Raw genomic sequence first — 17,546 nt, forward strand, 5'->3', positions numbered from 1 at the left:
ATACAGGAGCGGGAATGGTATATTTTTGACCAAATGGACAAAATTGGCATTTTCTTGCGAATAATTCGCAATGGCGTTGACTTACTTGCGAATGGTTCGCATATTCATTTGCAACTGAGTTCCAAATCGGGGTCCGACATGATTCGTCGCAGCTTTCTTGCAGCCTTAGTATTTGCCGCTGCATTGCCATTGACGGCCTGGGCCGAGGTGCCGCTGAAGGTGGTTGCCACCACAGGCATGATTGCCGACGCCGCGCGTCAAGTGGGTGGCAATCAGGTCGAGGTGAAGGGCCTGATGGGTCCCGGCGTGGATCCGCACGCCTATCGCCAGACCCGCAGCGACATCGTTGCCATGACCCGTGCCGACCTGATCCTGTGGCACGGCCTGTATCTTGAGGCGCAGATGGAGGATTTCTTTCACGACCTGGGCCGCAAGCGTAACGTGGTTGCCGTGGCCGAAGGGATCGACACGTCGAAACTGCGTGCGCATGATGATTATGCGGATAAATACGACCCGCATGTGTGGATGAGCCCAGCGTTATGGCGTGATGTGGTCGTCGAAGTGCAGAAAGCACTGACCGAAGCGCGCCCCGACGCGGCCGACATCTTTGCCGCAAATGCGCAGGCGCATCTGGCCGAGATCGACCAGTTGGAGACCTATGCCGGTCGGGCGCTTGCGTCTGTCCCCGAAACCAACCGCGTACTGGTCACGGCGCATGATGCTTTTGGCTATTTCGGGGCTGAATACGGCTACGAGGTGATGGGCATCCAGGGCATCTCGACCCAGTCCGAAGCTGGTCTGAACCGGATCGGAGAACTGGTGGACACGCTGGTCGACAAGCAGCTGAAAGCGGTGTTCGTGGAAAGCTCGGTGTCTGACCGGTCGATGCGCGCGCTGATCGAAGGCGCTGCGGCCAAAGGTCATGATGTGAGTGTGGGCGGTGAGCTGTATTCCGACGCCATGGGCGAACCGGGGACCTATGAGGGCACTTATATCGGCATGCTGGACCATAACATCACCGTCATCGCAGGCGCGCTGGGTGCGGATGTGCCCGATCGCGGCATGTACGGCAAACTGTCCGCGGGGTTTTAAGTCATGCTGGAGCTGGCCACAAATCAGGGTGTTTCGGTTGCAGAGCACGGCCTGGGCGATAGCCCTCTGGCCATTCGCGGCCTGACGGTTTCCTACGGCCAGAAACCTGCGGTGTTCTCGGTGGACATGACCGTGCAGCCCGGCGCGATGACAGCGATCATCGGACCTAATGGCGCGGGGAAGTCGACCCTGCTAAAGGCTGCTTTGGGGATTGTGTCGCCCTTGTCTGGGCAGGTCACTGTCTATGGAAAACCGCTGGAACAGCAACGCGCCCGCATCGCCTATGTGCCGCAGCGCGCCAGTGTGGATTGGGATTTCCCGACCCGCGTGATCGACGTGGTGCTGATGGGGCTGTCGCGGCAGCTCGGTCTGCTTGGCCGTATTCGTGCCCGGCACATGTCACGTGCCATGGATTGCCTGAGCAGGGTCGGCATGCGCGATTTCGCGGATCGTCAGATTGGCCAGCTTTCCGGCGGCCAGCAGCAGCGCGTGTTTCTGGCCCGCGCATTGGCGCAAGAGGCTGACCTTTACCTGCTGGACGAACCCTTTGCCGGGGTTGATGCGGCGACGGAAAAGGCCATCATTGCGGTTCTGAAATCGCTGAGAGAGGCGGGCAAGACCGTTGTCGTCGTGCATCACGATCTGGCCACCGTCACCGAATACTTCGACCATGTCTTCCTGATCAACACCCGCAAAGTGGTCGAGGGTCCGGTGGCCGAGGCCTTCACCGCCGAAACCCTGCAATCGGCTTACGGGGGCCGTCTGGCCACCGCCCAGATCGACCAGATTTCACGCGCGCTGGGGTAATCCATGCTTTGGGAAGCTCTGACTCTGCAGCTTGGCTATAATGCCACGCTGGTCGCCATTGGTGCGACCTTGCTGGGTGTGTCCGCCGGGGTCACCGGTACGTTTCTGTTTCTGCGCAAACGGGCATTGGTCAGCGATGCGATCAGCCATGCGACCCTGCCGGGTGTGTGTCTGGCTTTCATGGTGCTGGTCGCCTTTGGCGGTGATGGGCGCAATCTGATCGGCCTGCTGGCCGGATCGGCGATCTCGGCCTGGGTGGGTCTGCTCTGCATGAACTGGCTGACCCGCCGGACGCGCCTGGCCGAGGATGCAGCCATTGGGGCGGTGCTATCGGTGTTTTTTGGCTTTGGTGTCGTGTTGCTGACCGTCATTCAGACCATGGGCGTCGGGCGGCAGGCCGGGCTGGAGGGGTTCCTGCTGGGCTCGACCGCCGGGATGCTGTGGGCCGATGCGCTGATCATCGCGATTGGCGGGGCGGCGACATTGGCGCTGGTGATGATCATCCGGCGCCCAATGACGATGGTGGCCTTCGATCCGGAATACGCCGCGGCGCGGGGCTTGCCAGTGCATCGCATCGATCTGGCGATGATGGGTCTGGTGATGGCCGTCACCGTAGTCGGCCTAAAAATCGTCGGGCTGATCCTGATCGTGGCACTGCTGATTATCCCGGCCGTTACGGCACGGTTCTGGACCGAACGCTCGGATCGCGTGGTGCTGCTGGCCGGTCTCGCGGGTGGTCTGGCCGGGTATCTGGGCGCGGCGCTTTCGGCCTCGGCCCCGAACCTGCCAACGGGTCCGATTATCGTTCTGGTCAGCTTTGCTTTCTTTGCGCTGTCCCTGCTGTTGGCGCCGGTCCGGGGTGTCCTGGCGGCGGTACTGAAACACATGCGATTTCAACGCAGGGTACATATCCGGCAGGGTCTGCTGGCGCTGGCGCAGGATCAGAAAATCTATGAGCCACTCACCCTGCGCCTGTTGAAACGCGCCGGGCTGGCCCGTGCCGATGGTGTCGCCACCGAAGCCGGCAAGGCCCGCGCGGCAAAAGCCCTGCGCGACGAAAAACGCTGGGAGTTAGTCCGCACCGATCAGGCACACGAGGCGACGGCGGCGCTTTATGACGGGCTGCGCGATATCGAGACGGTGTTGACACGCGACCAGATCACCGAGATCGACCGCCAGATCGGCGGCCCGCAAGGAGTGCCCTCATGAGCGGTGAAGAGTTCGTCCCCCTGTCGTTGACACCTCTTCTGATTGGCACCTTCGCTGCGATTGCCTGCGCGCTGCCCGGCAACTTTCTGGTGTTGCGCAAGCAGGCCCTGATCGGGGACGCGATCAGCCATGTGGTGCTGCCAGGAATCGTGGTGGCGTTTATCCTGACCGGGGCGATCTCGACCTGGCCGATGATGCTGGGCGCGGCGGGGGCTTCGATTGTGGCCGTGGTGATGATCGAGGCGATCCGGCGACTGGGCCAGATCGAGCCTGGTGCCGCGATGGGCGTTGTGTTCACAACCATGTTCGCGGGCGGTGTTCTGTTGCTGGAGCAAACCGACACCTCGACCGTGCATCTGGATGTGGAACATGCGCTCTATGGCAATCTGGAAAGCCTGATCTGGCTGGATGCGGTGGGCTGGTCGTCGCTGCTTGATCTGACGGCTTTGGCCGGGTTGCCGCCGGAACTGCCGCGCATCGCGCTGACGTTGGTGGGCGTCATCTTGTTCATCTGGTTGTTCTGGCGACCGCTGAAGATTTCCACATTTGACGAAGGTTTTGCCCGCACCATCGGAATTCGCACCGGCGCACTGGGCATGGCGCTGGTGATCGTTGCGGCGATATCTGCCGTGGCGGCCTTTGACGCAGTGGGGTCGATCATCGTGATCGCCATGTTCATCTGCCCGCCAGCTGCTGCGCGCATGATGACCAACCGGCTGGAAACCCAGATTGCGTGGAGCGTTGTCTTCGCCAGTGTCTCGGCGGTTTCGGGCTATGTACTGGCGGGCTACGGGCCGCTGTGGCTGGGCAGAGCAGACGCTGTCAGCGCGGCGGGCATGATTGCCACCATGTCGGGCCTGATCTTGGCCTCTGCCGCATTGTGGGGACCATGCCGTACCCGCGCCGGAGCGCCCCAGGCCTCTTGACACGGCGTGTTCCTGCCACCTCTGTCTGCGACCGGTCGGCTGAAATCTGCTCAGACTGCAAGGGCATGCAGAGTTAATGATTTGCAACGCGTCATTCGTGCTAAGCCCGATCCAGAATTTTTCTGAATGACCACCACTCACTTAGGATCGTTCGGACAATCGCGACCCAGTTTGCCGTTTGTTGAAACAGATAGGGCGCGATTGTTCGAACGCCCCCTCCCCAAAACTCAAGCTTCCAAACCGGTGGCAGAATCGTGCGCGTCTGTGCTAGGTCTGGTGGTATGGCGCAGACACACCCCAATATCAGCGAAACGCCCCCCATTATCCGGCAGCTTGATGATGCCGCCATCAACCGTATTGCTGCGGGCGAGGTGGTGGAACGTCCTGCTTCGGCGGTCAAGGAGCTGGTGGAAAACGCCATCGATGCCGGTGCGGCACGGATCGCCATTGATATCGCTGATGGCGGCAAGACGTTGATTCGCGTCACCGATGATGGCTGTGGGATTTCGACGCGCGACCTGCCGCTGGCGCTGTCGCGCCATGCGACTTCGAAGATTGACGGCTCGGATCTTCTGAACATCCAAACGTTCGGGTTTCGCGGTGAGGCGTTGCCCTCACTTGGTGCCGTCGGGCGGCTGACCATAACCAGCCGGGTGCCGGGGGGCGACGCGGCGCAAATCCATGTATCTGGTGGCAAGATGGAAGCGGTCAAACCTGCCGCCCTGCGTGCCGGTACAGTGGTCGAACTGCGCGACCTGTTCTTTGCCACACCCGCCCGGTTGAAGTTCATGCGTACCGATCGGGCCGAGGCGCAGGCGATAAATGACACGGTCAAACGCCTTGCCATGGCTGAGCCCGCCATCACTTTCACCCTGCGTGATGTCTCGGGCGGGGGTGAGGGTCGTGTGACCTTCCGGGCCGACCGCGAGAATGGCGACCTGTTCGACGCGCTGCACGCCCGTCTGGCCCGCGTGATCGGGAGAGAGTTTGCCGAGAACGCCCTGCAGATCGACGCGACGCGCGAAGGTATCCGGCTGTACGGTTACGCCGCCTTGCCGACCTATTCCCGCGGCGCGGCGGTGGCACAGTACCTGTTCGTCAACGGCCGACCGGTGCGTGACAAGATGCTGACCGGCGCGCTGCGGGCAGCTTACTTCGATTTCCTCAGCCGTGACCGGCACCCAGCGGCGGCGCTGTTCATCGACTGCGATCCGACGCTGGTGGATGTGAACGTCCATCCCGCCAAGTCCGAGGTGCGGTTCCGCGATCCGGGCGTTGCGCGCGGGCTGATCGTCTCAGCCCTACGGCATGCACTGGCCGAGGCGGGGCACCGGGCTTCGACCACCGTTGCCAATGCCACATTGGGGGCGATGCGGCCCGAACCGGCGCTCCCTGCTCAACCTGCACCTGCACGCGTGTATCAGATGGACCGGCCATCGCCCGCAGCGCGTCAGGCTGCCTACAGGGCGCAAGCTCCGGGCTTTGCGGAACTATCGCAGGACTATAGTGGCAATGTTGTAGAACCGACGTCTGTTTCGCCCGTTTCTGAAGAAACGCCAGTGGCCGACCTGCCTTTGGGCGCGGCGCGGGGGCAGGTGCATGAGAACTACATCATCGCCCAGACCGCCGATGGCATGGTGATCGTCGACCAACACGCGGCGCATGAACGGCTGGTTTATGAAAAGCTGAAAACCCAGATGGCTGAGAATGGCGTCGCCGCGCAGGCGTTGCTGATCCCCGAAATCGTCGAACTGTCCGAAGGCGACTGCGCGCGTTTGATGGCGGTTGCGGCTGACCTGTCGCGCCTTGGGCTGACGCTGGAACCCTTTGGCGGCGGCGCCATCGCCGTGCGCGAAACGCCTGCCATTCTGGGCGAGGTCGACGCCCGCGCGATGATCCTGGATATTCTCGATGAACTGGCCGATCAGGGCGAAAGCCAGACGGTGCAGGCGCGGATCGAAGCGATCCTCAGCCGGGTGGCCTGTCATGGCTCGGTCCGGTCGGGCCGCCGGATGCGGGCCGAAGAGATGAACGCCCTGCTGCGCGAGATGGAAGCGACGCCGCATTCTGGTCAGTGCAACCACGGGCGGCCGACATATGTGGAGCTGAAGCTGAGCGATATCGAGCGTCTGTTCGGCCGCAGTTGATCCGGCAGCGTTGCCGGGTTATGAAGAATAAAACAAGAACATCCGAGGCGACATGATCGAGATTGCTGGCACCCAAGTTGCATTGAACGACCCCGTGATCCTGATCGGCGGCGGAGTGGTGGCGCTGATCCTGTTGCTGCTGTTGATGTCCATGCGGGCGGCGCAGCGGTCTGCCCGGTTGGCAGAACCATTGGCGCGGCAGATGGCCCATCTGGGCCAGAACGTGCAGCAACTGGGACAGGGGCAGGAGCAGTTACGGGGCGGGTTGCAACATGTCTCGGACACGCAGGCCAATGCGCAGGTTCAGGTGATCCAGACAGTTGAATCGCGCCTTTCCTCGGTGCAGCAGCAGATGAATGACCGGCTGGCGGACAACGCGATGAAATCAGCGCGCGCGCTGGCCGAGATGCAGGAGCGGATGAAGGAATCTCTGCATGGCTCATCCAAGCAGACCGCGACCTCACTGACGCAACTGCAGGAGCGCCTGGCCGCCATCGACAAGGCGCAGGACAATATCACCAAACTGTCTGGCGATGTGCTGTCGCTGCAGGATATCCTGTCCAACAAGCAGACCCGCGGCGCGTTTGGGGAAATCCAACTGAACGATATCGTCTCCAAGGCACTGCCGTCGGACAGTTTCCAACTGCAGGCGACCCTGTCAAACGGGCGTCGGGCGGATTGCCTGATCCACCTGCCGAACCCGCCAGGGCCGATCGTGATCGACAGCAAATTCCCGCTTGAGGCCTATGAGGCGCTGATTGGCTCCACCAATGATGCTGAGTTGAAAGCCGCCGTTCAGATGTTTCGCAGCACGGTGCGGAAACATATCAACGACATTTCCGAGAAGTACATTCTGGACGGTGAAACCGCTGACGGCGCGCTGATGTTCCTTCCGTCCGAGGCGGTTTATGCGGAACTACACGCCAAGTTCCCCGAACTGGTACAGGAGAGTTTTTCGAAACGTGTCTGGATTGTCTCGCCGACCACCTGCATGGCGACGCTGAACACCATGCGCGCAATTCTCAAGGACGCACGGATGCGCGAGCAGGCGGGCGCGATCCGCAAGGAACTGGGTTTGCTTCACAAGGATGTCGAGCGGCTGGGGGACCGTGTGTCAAATCTGGACCGCCATTTCGGGCAGGCGGCCAAGGACATATCCGACATCAAAATCAGCGCCGAAAAAGCCGGGCGCCGGGCTCAGCGATTGGACAACTTCGATTTCGAAGAACTTGCCCCGGATGATCACAACAATGTGGTGCCGCTGGGCAAATCCGAAGGCTGAACTTTACTGGATCGACAGGTCGAGGTTATAGCCGACTGTCTTGTCTGTATCGCGATCATTGCCCATCAGGTAGACGCGGATCGTATAATCTCCGTCCTCGGGCAGGTTGATACGGGCGGTGTTGCCATCGATCGAGCCGTTATAGATTGCCTCGCCATCGCTTCCGGGTGGCAGAATGTTGAAGTAAATCACGCCATTGCCATTGGTATCGCTGACCTTGAGATCAGCGAACATTTCCTGACCCGCCTGCGCGCCCAGCTTGTAATCGAAATACTCATTGCCGGTGATCGTCCCGTTTACCATTGTACCGAAATTGCCGGGTTCGAATTTCACCTCCGCCGCGCGCTGCGCCCAGGCCGCGCTGGCAAGGCTCGCGATCAATCCAGCCATAATCAATGGATGTTTCATGAAATGTCTCCCGAACCGAATGAAAGGTCAGTGTGCAAGAGCCGCCCAGCGCTTCAGATACGCAAGAATGGTTGGAACAGACGCGGCATCAACTTAGTAAACTTCAAAGGCGCGTCGGTAACGGCCAGGCAGATGCAGTCCTCTGAGATATCAGCGGTCGGCGTGTGGTGCAGGCTTTCGTCAGCAATCTCGACATCCCCACGACCGAAATGGTCGATCTCGTCCGAAAACGCGCCCTGCAGTACCATCGTCAGTTCGATGCCATTGTGGCTGTGGTCCGGCACGGCTGCACCAGCGGGAATGAACAGCAGGCGCGCGCTGGCCTCGCGTGTGGTCGGAAGGATCGCCTGTTTCACACCCATGCCGATAGAGCGCCATTTGATGGCGTTCACATCACCGCCCACGTAATCCTGCAGAGGTGCGGGCAGAACCGAACACCCCGGACGGGCTGGTTTCGCAATAGGCGCGCCCTGGGCAATCAGCGCCATGGTCGCGGCCAAAGCACCATCGCTCATGCTGGCCGGGCTGCCCTGATCCTGCAGGACACAGCCGCCAACGGCGTCATAGCTTTCCGCCCGGGCGCGGCAGTGGTCGCACAGGGACAGATGCGTGGCGACCATCAGGTCGAAGGCCTCGGGCAAGGATCCCGCTGCATAGGCCATCAGAAGGTCGTCTGTCAGGTGATGTTTGATCTCGTTGCTCATCGTCATCATCTCAGTTCATCGCGTGGCGCAAGCGGTCCAGCGCCAGTCGTATGCGTGATTTGATCGTGCCCAGCGGCAATCCGGTCTGCGATGCAATCTCGCGGTGGCTCAGATCGCCGAAATAGGCCTTTTCGATCAGTTCTCGTTGCGCCTCGGGCAACGCCGCCATGGCGCCCCGCAGTTGCGCGGTTTCCTGTTGCAGCGCGATCACGTCGTCCTGCTCCGGTTCCGCCTCGGGACCCCATCCCAGATCTTCGGGCTCGGGGCGGCGTTGTTTGCGCAGGACGTCGATGCGCTTGTTCCTCGCGATCGTAAATACCCAGGTGGCAACGGTCGCGCGGGTCGGATCGAATAGATGGGCCTTGTGCCACAAGGTCGCCATCACCTCTTGCGCGCATTCCTCGGCCAGCGTCGCGTCTGATCCCGACTTGATCAGGAACGCCTTGATCCGCGGTGCGAAATGCTGGAACAGCTCGGCAAAAGCTGCCTGATCCTGAGCATCTCGAATGCGTCTGACGTGGCTCACCCACTCAGCTCTGGTGTCGCAACTGCCATCCGCTTTGTTCACCGGCTTGCCCCTGATGCGTTTCTTCGCGCGCCAAGGCCTGAGTGCTGGCCCCTCGGCCACCGGTTCATCCAAGGTCACGGTATCGATCTCGGTAAACATAACCACATTACGCGGGGCAGCCCAAGGCGGATCACTTTGTTTGCGGTTTTTGATCCGTGTCGGGCTAACTTCCGTAGTATCTGATACAAACAGATTAGGAAAAGAATGCCGTTTGAACGGTTTGCAGGCGGAACGAGGAATTCGACGTGAACAGGATTGACCATATCGCAGGCCATACCTTTCACGGGCGGAAGGGCGCCGTTCAGAACGCCTTTCGCTATTCCGTCGACTACATTCTGCTGGATCCCGAAGGTCACCCGGTTACTCCGCTGCTGTTTTCCATGAACCGGGTCAATGTCACCAACTGGCGGGATCGCGATCACGGCGGAGAGCCAGGGCAAGGGCACGGTGCCATCTGGCTGCGCAAGCAGTTCGACCAGATGGGTGTCACCCAACCTGCACATATCACTCTGCTGACCCAGCCGCGCGTGTTCGGCCATGTGTTCAACCCGGTCAGCTTCTGGTTTTGCTTCGACGGTGAGGAACAGCTTTATGCGGTGGTGGCCGAGGTCACCAACACCTACGGCACGCGCCACAGTTACTTGTGCCACAACCCTAATTTTGCGCCGATCCAGCCTTCGGATCGGATCATGGCGGACAAGTTGATGCATGTCTCGCCGTTTCAGAAGATCGAAGGGACCTATACGTTCCGGTTCGACTATCGCCCCGACCGGGTGGGTGTCTGGATCGACTACGGGCGCGAGGGCGGCGGGCTGATTGCAACGCTGACCGGGCCGCGTGCACCGCTGAGTGATGGCAAAATCCTGTGGTCGCTGCTGCGTCGCCCGTTCGGTGCCCGTCGCGCATTTGTCCTGATCCTGTGGCAGGCCTTGAAACTGTGGGTCAAAAAAGCCCGGTTCCGCCCGTTTCGCAGCGCCCCTGTTCCCGATCACCCGGTTTCCCGCATTCGCGAGCCATAAGGTCACTTTGTTTGCGTAAGATCAAAGACTCAGCAGCCACCGAGTGGTTGTGCTAGGATGGAAACCGCGAACACGAGGAGTTGGGTCATGTTGGAAATCTCGGCAAGAAAAATCGCTCAGGTCGCCATGATGGGGCGCGAACTGAACCGCGCCGAGGGTGAGTTGCGCGCCTTTATCGACCGTATGGGCGAAGATGAGCAGGCCGAACTGGTCGCTGTCATGTGGATCGGGCGCGAGAGCTTTTTCGCCGAGGATCTGGCCGAGGCGATAGCAACCGCCAAATCCGAGGCCTCGACCCCTTGTGCCGACTATCTGATCGGCACGCCGCACCTGTCGGATCACCTTGAGAACGGCCTGGATGCGCTGGGGATTTCAGCCGAGGACGTGGAAAACGATCTGATGTAGACAGAATGCCCGCACTTTTTGCGGGCATTGTTTTCAAGGCAATTTACAAATCCGTACAGGTTTGATTCAGTCCAGCCGGATATACTTTTGGTTGATTGAATGAACGCTGATACTCCTGTTGATCCCCCGAAACGCAAACTGACCTTTGTCCGCGTGGCCATTGTTCTGGTCGTGCTGTGCATCGTGGCTCTGCCGATTTTGCGCAAAAAACACGACGCGTTGGTTGATATCTGCAGTTCTGACAAGGGCGACCTGCAGACTACCCTCGACGCTTGCGATCTGCTGTTGGACTGGGCCGTCTTCGACCCGTCTGAGCGATCTTTGGCGTATCGCAACAAAATGCGGCTTTACATGGGGGTGAAGGATTGGGAGGCCGCAAAACGTGAGGCCGATCTGGCGATTGCAGCCGACCCCGAAAGCGAGGTGCCGCTGCAGTGGAAAGCACTAGTGTTGATGCGCACCAAGGACTACGCCGACGCATTGGTGACTATTGAGACGGTGTTGGAACGCGCACCTGCTAGTGACTACTCGCTAGAAATGAAAGGGAAATTGCTTCGCGCGATGGGTGCGGACGACCAACTGCATGCCTATTTCGCGAATCTAGAAAAGACTTACCCCGACCGCAGATGGATTAAAAAGACGTGGGGAAGTCACCTAATTGAGGACAAGCTCTACGATCAACTGCTCGATATGACGGTCGAAGGGATCAAACGCGATCCGCAGAACAACGGCCTCATTGGCTATTACTACGTGGCATGTCTTGGTCTTGGGCCTCACTGCCCGCCACTTTTTACCGAACGACGGAAAACCTATCCCGAGTTAACGTGCCCTGATGCGATTGCGCAGTTGGGCGAGGACCTCGACTTTAGCGAAAACCTTCGGGAGTTCGAGGTGCAGACCGTGAATGATCTTTTTGCGCAAGAGATCAGATGGAGCAAATACCAGATTCGAGCGATATACGCAGGCCAATCCATAGCATTAACGGGTGGAGATACTTCAAGAGCGGCGGAACGCTTTATCTTGGTTAGTGCCGTGTTCGACTGTGTCTTCCCCGAAAAGTACATCTATCCCCTCCGATATGTCGGCCCTCAAGGCGATGACGCCACGATGGTAAATGCACATTTCTACGCCCCCGAACTGCGCAGAAACCTTGTCGATCTGGCGCATTTTTACCTGAAAGAACCCGACAGCGCGCCCTGACCCAACACATTAACCAGTCTTAATCCAATCCTCTGGCTGCGTTAACGCGGGCTTCTTTTATCTGTTTCAGCAACAAAACATGCAATTCAGAGTTAAAGGAGAAAGTCATGGGATACGCACAAACAGTTACCCCGCAGAAGGGGCTCTTCTTCGGTCTGTTCTCGAATTACGCCGAAGCCCGGGTCGAACATTTCCGCCGCGGGATTTACGCCAAAACCGTCCGGTCACTGGAAAAGCTGACTGACCGGCAATTGGAAGACATCGGCATCCCACGCAGTGACATCAATCGGCGCGCCTATGAAAGCATCTACCACAAGCAGCCCTATCACCGCCCCGCGCAGTGATTCAGGCGCCCTGTCGGGCATCAAACATGGAGGAGAGAATGCTGGATTTCAAACCCAACTGCAAACCCCCGGTAAGTGCCAGTTCTGTGTTGCTTTTTGACCGGGCGATGCGGCTGCAGGGGATCAGATCGGATATCGTGTGTGCCGCGCAGGAGCTGAACCGGTTGTCCGATCAGGATCTGGCAGAGATTGGCATCAATCGCAGTAATATCGAAGACGTGATTGAGCGCTATATCTGACCGGTAGCGGTTCGAGATAAAGCCACTCCGATAAATCGGGGTGGCTTTATTTCGGCCGATATCCGAAGACGCAGATGGTCATTCGCAAGAAGTCATGCCAGAAAGAACGCGTTTAAGTTGATTGACGTGTTGCAGGGGCAGGTTTTTTTGAATTTCCGATTTGTGAGGCTGGCGGCGGCGTGCCTGATTCTGGCAGCCGCGTTTGTTTTGTATCAACAGAATCAGCGAAATGATCTGGCTGCAGATATGTTTGCGGAGGGTTGCCATAACCCGGAAACTGCACCAGAGGTGGCTGTTCAGGGCTGCAGCAGGCTATTGGCAACCGCAAAATACACGCCTGAGGAACTGGCGGTCCTCCACATCTATCGCGGCCGGGCATATGTGAAACAGGAGGACCTGCAGCGTGCTTTGCAGGACTTCGAGGATGCTGCGGCTTTTAATGCAAATGAACACCAGGCTTGGCAGTGGGTCAGTTATGTTCTGGGCAAATTGGGTGAGGATGAGATTGCATTTGATGCAATCGAAAAGGCACATCGTCTGGGCCCCGCGAATACCTACACGATGCAACAGCGTTTTCTCCTTTTGAAGAAGCTGGAGCGGTACGAAGAGGCCGACGCATATTATGTTCGGTTGATGAAGAAATACCCGACTGCGGAAGATGAGCGCTTGCTGTGGATGCCGCGCGAACTTGGGCATATGCGGCTTGAGTTAAAGCAGTACGGGCCAGCTGCTGAAGCATTCAAGGAAGCGTATCGGTTGGATTTGACGCACGGAAAGACGGCGGAAGGTTTCTTTGAAGCATGTGCTCTTGCAGGACCTGACTGCCCACCCTTATTTCCCGAACGTCGGTCAGGCTATCCGGTGTTGACCTGTGATGAGGCGTTGAAAGAGTGGGTAGAGTTGAACCCGGAACGACTCGATAGGGCTTTGCAAGACACAGGCGTTTATACTCTCACTGACCTAGTTCAGCTGGGGAATTGGAAATCCAGACGAGAGTTTCAGTCGGCCTATATGGGGGCACTCTCGCCGGACCAATCTACGGAAAGCGCGGCTCGGTACCTTATCCTTCACCGCGCTTTCGAATGCGTGAACGACGGCAAGGTTGAGTATTACGAAGGGTTTAAAGAGCAAAACGAAGCGGGCTGGATATACGTAAATGAGCACCTCTACAGCCCGCAAGTACGTCGCAATTTTGTTGATCTGGCGTATGATACTATGAATTGAAGGCACCGCCCTGCCTCAGTCAGGCCGGTGCCAATCGTTCAACTCAAGTGATCCACCACCTGCAGGTGCTGGGCCAGTTTATCGATCTCACCCATCCAGCCCTGCACCAGTTTCGGGTCGCTGGGGGCGGCGTGGACACCGGCTGGGATGGCGCGGTTCAGAACCGCCTCGACAGCCAGCGAGACCGGAACCGACACCAGACGCGCCATTGCCGTGCCGCGCGCGTCGCCCCAGGCGTCCATCACATAGGTCTTGTTCCAGACCGGGACGCCGTCCTTTTCCGCCTTCAGGCCCACGCACAGAACCACGCGGTCCGGCTCGCCCTCGTCATAGGCGTTCTCGGCCCAGAACTGATCCGACATCTCTTTCAGTCGCGCATCACCTTCGGGGCCTGAAAGTGTCTCGATCTCGGTGAACACGTCTGACCATGCATCGGCCCAGCCGTTCAGCCGCAGGGTGCCGCGGACGAATTCCTTGACAGGCCAGTGTTTCTCGAACTGGTACTCGGCCATGAAGGGGATCGAGTCGCGGTTCGGATAGACCTCGAAACTCTCGGGCGTCGGCAGCGGCGCGATATAGCTGGTGATCGCATCCCAGGGGCGGGTGACATCCAGCGGAGCGTAATCGCGGATCGATTTCGATGGCGACCGCAGCGCCTTGAGCACACCCAAAGGCGACCAGCTGAATTTGTAGCGGAACGGGTTCGGGTTCTTGGGGATGCCGCCGCAATACGAAATAAAGCTCAGGTGATTCTGCGCATCGAATGCGCCCGAGGCGCGGTAGTCGGCGACCAGCGCGTGGGCCATCAGGTGGTCGATGCCCGGGTCCAGCCCGACCTCGTTGACCAGCGCGACGCCGGCCTCACGCGCCTTGTCGTCCAGCGCGCGCATCTCGGGCGCGATGTAGGAGGAAGAGACAAAATTGGCCTCTTTCGAAATGGCCAGCTCCGCCAGCGGCACGTGCCAGTCGCCCGGCAGCATCGAGACGATCACGTCGCCCTTTTCCAGCACCGCGCCTAATGCGTCGATGTCAAAGGCGCGGATGTCGTCGGTCAGGTCTCCGACCTCGGCCTTGGCCTTGTCGATGGTGCGGTTCCAGATGGTGACCTTGCGTCCGCCTTCGATCAGGCGGCGCAGGCCGGGTATGGCCGACAGGCCGGTGCCACACCAGTGAATCGTCATCGTTCAGATCCCTCTCATATGAGTTTTGTAAGTTGCCGACGCCCGGCCCCAGACGCCGTTGTCCAAATCGGTCAGGGTCAGCAGTGAGGGCAGCAGTTGCGCGGCATAATCTTCGGAGCTTTCGACCGGTAGCATCGAAGGCAGGTTGTCTATTGCCATGACGTCCATAAACGGGTCGGTCGCAACCCGCAGGGCGGGGGCGTCCCATGTTGTGGCGCGGTCATAGACCGGTACGGGATTGTAATCGCTGTCCGGGTCACAGGCGACATCACCGATGGCGGTCAGGTTGCGCGGGGCGGTCAACGCCTCTTGCGGAACAAAGACCGGGGTGCCGGGGCGGGCAAAGATGCAGTTCAGGAACAGGTCGTGGTCGAGGATTTCGGGGAACGGACCGCCGCTGGCGGTTTCGGCCATGTCCCATTTGGTGACGCTGACGCCCATCGCTTCGCACAGGTCTGCGGCGCCGGTGCCGACACGACCCAAGGCCCCGATAACGATGGCGCGGGGACGGTCGGTACCGGTGGCGTCCAGCTCAGCCAGCAATTCGGCATTCAGCGCGTCCTTGCTGGGATAGACACCAACCGGCGGGCATTCCTGCCCCCGTTGCTGCGCGGCCCAGGTCTTGAGCGTCACGGCAGCGCCCGCGTACCCGGCCCAATAGCCAAAGGCGGCGACCCGGCGACCGTCTTCATCGACCAGATATTCCAGATCATAGAGCGTGCCGCCTCCTGCCTTGAACCGTTCCAGCAGTGCCCGGCCGGAATGCTGGCCCTTATAGGCGTGTCCGAACATGATGTGGCGGTGGGGCAGGGGCGTGCCGTCCTCGGGCAGCTCCTTGAGCCCGAAGATGATCGCGTCCTGTGGGGCTTCGGGCCACGAATTCTCAGCCGCGATCTCGCAACCGGCGTCCTTGTAGCCGTCAATCGGGATCGCACGGACCGAGCTTTCCTCGACCGTCACGCGGATGCCCGCAGCGATTAGCGCGGCGGCACCTTCGGGGGTCAGCCCGACCCGTTCCTCGTTCGGGCGCTGTTCTGCCCGGACCCAGAGATGTGTCATCGTATTTCCTTTTGTCAGAGCATTCCCGCGGCGCGCACCGCCTGAACCGAAGGCCGGGCCTCCATCGCCTCACGGAAGGCGAGAATCTTTGGAAAGGCCGATACGTCAACGCCGTCACCTTCCAGCCAACTGCAGACCACGTACAGATAGGCATCGGCCAGCGAGATCGCACCGCCCAGCACAAACGGCCCGCGCAACCCGTTGGACGAGATATAGCCACACGACGCGGTCATCGTTTGGGGAACTTTGTCTTTCATGTCCTTCCAGCTGGATTTCTTGTCGGCCCAACGCGGCCCACGCAGCTTGTGCGCGTGGTTCACATGCATGGTCGAGGCGAGGTAAAACATCACTTCACGCATGCGGGCAGCCAAGACCGGATCAGCGGGCACCAGCCCGGCCTCGGGGGCCTTCGCTGCGATATATTCCAGCAGAGCCCCGGTTTCGGTCAGGATGCCGCCCTCTACGACCAACGCCGGGACGCGGCCCTTGGGGTTGATCTGCTTGTAGGCCGGTTTTGTTTGCTCACCTTCGGCAAAGTCCAGCCGGATCGCTTCGTACTCCAGTCCGGCCTCTTCCAAGGCGATGGCAACGGCGACCGAGATCGTCCGGGGGGCATAGTAAAGCTGCATCAGGGACCTCCGGGGTTACAGATGGGTCTGGGCGTATTGCCGATCCGGCGCTTCCAGATGCGGAACAGCGTTGAACAGGACCGGGCTCAGCTGCGAGCCAATCGGGTGCAGACGATGCATTGACGTGTTCATGATGGCAAGGGCCACGCGCGCCATGGACGGAATGTCCAGCCCCATGGCCTGCCGCACCACCATCGAGATCAACCCGCCGGAGGTTACCACAATCGCCGGGCCACCCTCAGTGCCGATTTCACGCAGAGCGCCTGAGACGCGGGCCTCGAACGCGTCGAATGTTTCGGGCGCATCTTTGATTTCCCCGTTCGCCCAGGCGGCGAAGGTGCGAGGCAGATGATCTACAAACCCTTCCCGGTCCGTCGGGATCACCACGCCGTGCTGCTCTTCGAACAGCCTGGCTATGGTGAAGTATTCGATCTCGTTCAGCCGGGGGTCACGGACGGGTTCGGTCAGTCCCATGCTGGCGGCGGTCTCGATGTGCCGGGTCAGGGTGCCGCAATAGACCCGCGTATAGTTGGTCCGCGTGAATTGCAGATGATCACCCAGCCAGCGCGCCTGCTGGTGACCCAGATCGCTGAGCTTGTCATAGCTCTTTTCATCGCGCGCAACGGTGTTGGCCTGGCCGTGGCGAACCAGTGTTATATGTGACATGGCGGTCCCTCTCGGGCGGAGTCTTAGGGCAGGTTGTAGGCAGGGACCAGTGGTGTTGCGTGGGCATCCGGCAAAAATCTCAGCGGCTTGTGGCGCATGCTTGGATGAGCTGTCGGTGATTGTCATTTTGGTGTTGCTTAAGGGGGAAAAGTTTCCTAACAGAAACACGGGTGCAGCATACGGGCGTATACTCTTTACCGGCTCGCAAGGGGACTGCTCTGACACAGATCAAAGTTCCATGACTGTTGACTTGCGACACAGTCGTGGGAAGTTGGGCAGCAAATAGCCTTGGCGCAGAACGGGCAGTTGCGGCATTCAAAGATTATGACCTAAGAAAGGTTGGACCCATGACCGATATTAAGCGCACGCCGTTGTACTCATTGCATGTTGAGTTGGGTGGCAAGATGGTTGATTTTGCTGGGTGGGAGATGCCTGTT

Annotated in this window: 19 protein-coding genes; 12 read left to right on the forward strand and 7 right to left on the reverse strand. The window is 59.6% G+C overall.

The genetic code is table 11. The annotated features are described in order from the left end of the window. The first annotated feature begins 138 nt into the window (after nucleotides 1-138). The 6 genes from ACR0IM_RS12470 (at nucleotide 139) to ACR0IM_RS12495 (ending at nucleotide 7,463) form a co-directional block, all read left to right on the forward strand. The gene (locus ACR0IM_RS12470) at nucleotides 139-1,092 is read left to right on the forward strand and encodes a metal ABC transporter solute-binding protein, Zn/Mn family (RefSeq protein WP_480682096.1); all 954 of its coding nucleotides are present in this window, start codon (nucleotides 139-141) and stop codon (nucleotides 1,090-1,092) included. Between the two features lie 3 nt (nucleotides 1,093-1,095). Next, nucleotides 1,096-1,899 (forward strand): metal ABC transporter ATP-binding protein, encoded by an 804-nt coding sequence (locus tag ACR0IM_RS12475; protein ID WP_480682097.1) that lies wholly within the window; start codon nucleotides 1,096-1,098, stop codon nucleotides 1,897-1,899. 3 nt (nucleotides 1,900-1,902) lie between these two features. Continuing rightward, the gene (locus tag ACR0IM_RS12480; RefSeq protein ID WP_480682098.1) at nucleotides 1,903-3,108 is read left to right on the forward strand and encodes a metal ABC transporter permease; all 1,206 of its coding nucleotides are present in this window, start codon (nucleotides 1,903-1,905) and stop codon (nucleotides 3,106-3,108) included. Next, nucleotides 3,105-4,034 carry a metal ABC transporter permease gene (locus ACR0IM_RS12485; RefSeq protein WP_480592538.1) on the forward strand — a complete coding sequence of 310 codons (930 nt, stop codon included), beginning with the start codon at nucleotides 3,105-3,107 and terminating at the stop codon, nucleotides 4,032-4,034. Before ACR0IM_RS12480 ends, ACR0IM_RS12485 begins: the two co-directional genes overlap by 4 nt. Nucleotides 4,035-4,315: 281 nt before the next feature. Beyond that, nucleotides 4,316-6,181: a DNA mismatch repair endonuclease MutL gene (gene mutL / locus ACR0IM_RS12490; RefSeq protein ID WP_480682099.1), complete on the forward strand. Its 1,866-nt coding sequence runs from the start codon at nucleotides 4,316-4,318 to the stop codon at nucleotides 6,179-6,181. 52 nt (nucleotides 6,182-6,233) lie between these two features. Beyond that, the gene (locus ACR0IM_RS12495) at nucleotides 6,234-7,463 is read left to right on the forward strand and encodes a DNA recombination protein RmuC (RefSeq protein ID WP_480682100.1); all 1,230 of its coding nucleotides are present in this window, start codon (nucleotides 6,234-6,236) and stop codon (nucleotides 7,461-7,463) included. 3 nt (nucleotides 7,464-7,466) lie between these two features. Here the strand turns inward: ACR0IM_RS12495 and ACR0IM_RS12500 are convergent, their stop codons facing one another. Genes ACR0IM_RS12500 through ACR0IM_RS12510 form a run of 3 tightly spaced genes read right to left on the reverse strand, consistent with a single transcriptional unit; the run spans nucleotide 7,467 to nucleotide 9,242 of the window. Next, nucleotides 7,467-7,871: a hypothetical protein gene (locus ACR0IM_RS12500; RefSeq protein ID WP_480682101.1), complete on the reverse strand. Its 405-nt coding sequence runs from the start codon at nucleotides 7,869-7,871 to the stop codon at nucleotides 7,467-7,469. A 53-nt stretch (nucleotides 7,872-7,924) separates the two neighbouring features. Then, entirely contained in the window at nucleotides 7,925-8,575 is a 651-nt protein-coding gene (locus tag ACR0IM_RS12505) for a ChrR family anti-sigma-E factor (protein ID WP_480682102.1), read from the reverse strand. 10 nt (nucleotides 8,576-8,585) lie between these two features. Beyond that, the gene (locus ACR0IM_RS12510; RefSeq protein ID WP_480641159.1) at nucleotides 8,586-9,242 is read right to left on the reverse strand and encodes a sigma-70 family RNA polymerase sigma factor; all 657 of its coding nucleotides are present in this window, start codon (nucleotides 9,240-9,242) and stop codon (nucleotides 8,586-8,588) included. 146 nt (nucleotides 9,243-9,388) lie between these two features. Between ACR0IM_RS12510 and ACR0IM_RS12515 the strand changes: the two genes are divergently transcribed. The 6 genes from ACR0IM_RS12515 (at nucleotide 9,389) to ACR0IM_RS12540 (ending at nucleotide 13,574) form a co-directional block, all read left to right on the forward strand. Next, nucleotides 9,389-10,162: a DUF1365 domain-containing protein gene (locus ACR0IM_RS12515; protein ID WP_480682103.1), complete on the forward strand. Its 774-nt coding sequence runs from the start codon at nucleotides 9,389-9,391 to the stop codon at nucleotides 10,160-10,162. Between the two features lie 87 nt (nucleotides 10,163-10,249). Then, complete coding sequence (locus ACR0IM_RS12520) at nucleotides 10,250-10,567, forward strand: DUF3775 domain-containing protein (protein WP_170326413.1); 318 nt, start codon at nucleotides 10,250-10,252, stop codon at nucleotides 10,565-10,567. Between the two features lie 99 nt (nucleotides 10,568-10,666). Further along, the gene (locus ACR0IM_RS12525; RefSeq protein ID WP_480682104.1) at nucleotides 10,667-11,767 is read left to right on the forward strand and encodes a tetratricopeptide repeat protein; all 1,101 of its coding nucleotides are present in this window, start codon (nucleotides 10,667-10,669) and stop codon (nucleotides 11,765-11,767) included. Between the two features lie 107 nt (nucleotides 11,768-11,874). Then, entirely contained in the window at nucleotides 11,875-12,111 is a 237-nt protein-coding gene (locus tag ACR0IM_RS12530) for a DUF1127 domain-containing protein (protein ID WP_480592551.1), read from the forward strand. Nucleotides 12,112-12,149: 38 nt separating this feature from the next. Then, a complete protein-coding gene (locus ACR0IM_RS12535) occupies nucleotides 12,150-12,350 on the forward strand; it encodes a DUF1127 domain-containing protein (protein ID WP_480592553.1) in 201 nt (66 codons plus the stop codon). 117 nt (nucleotides 12,351-12,467) lie between these two features. Then, complete coding sequence (locus ACR0IM_RS12540) at nucleotides 12,468-13,574, forward strand: tetratricopeptide repeat protein (RefSeq protein WP_480682106.1); 1,107 nt, start codon at nucleotides 12,468-12,470, stop codon at nucleotides 13,572-13,574. A gap of 38 nt (nucleotides 13,575-13,612) precedes the next feature. Here ACR0IM_RS12540 and ACR0IM_RS12545 read toward each other — a convergent pair whose 3' ends face one another. The 4 genes from ACR0IM_RS12545 to ACR0IM_RS12560 are packed head-to-tail and all read right to left on the reverse strand — an operon-like array spanning nucleotide 13,613 to nucleotide 17,109. After that, on the reverse strand, nucleotides 13,613-14,755 hold the full coding sequence (locus ACR0IM_RS12545; RefSeq protein WP_480682108.1) for a saccharopine dehydrogenase family protein: 1,143 nt from the start codon (nucleotides 14,753-14,755) through the stop codon (nucleotides 13,613-13,615). Nucleotides 14,756-14,758: 3 nt separating this feature from the next. Beyond that, on the reverse strand, nucleotides 14,759-15,814 hold the full coding sequence (locus tag ACR0IM_RS12550; RefSeq protein WP_480682109.1) for a saccharopine dehydrogenase: 1,056 nt from the start codon (nucleotides 15,812-15,814) through the stop codon (nucleotides 14,759-14,761). 14 nt (nucleotides 15,815-15,828) lie between these two features. Continuing rightward, a complete protein-coding gene (locus ACR0IM_RS12555) occupies nucleotides 15,829-16,443 on the reverse strand; it encodes a glutathione S-transferase family protein (protein ID WP_480682111.1) in 615 nt (204 codons plus the stop codon). Between the two features lie 15 nt (nucleotides 16,444-16,458). Next, entirely contained in the window at nucleotides 16,459-17,109 is a 651-nt protein-coding gene (locus ACR0IM_RS12560; RefSeq protein WP_480641151.1) for a histidine phosphatase family protein, read from the reverse strand. Nucleotides 17,110-17,546: the final 437 nt, after the last annotated feature.

The organism is Ruegeria sp. BF6, from assembly GCF_056538665.1.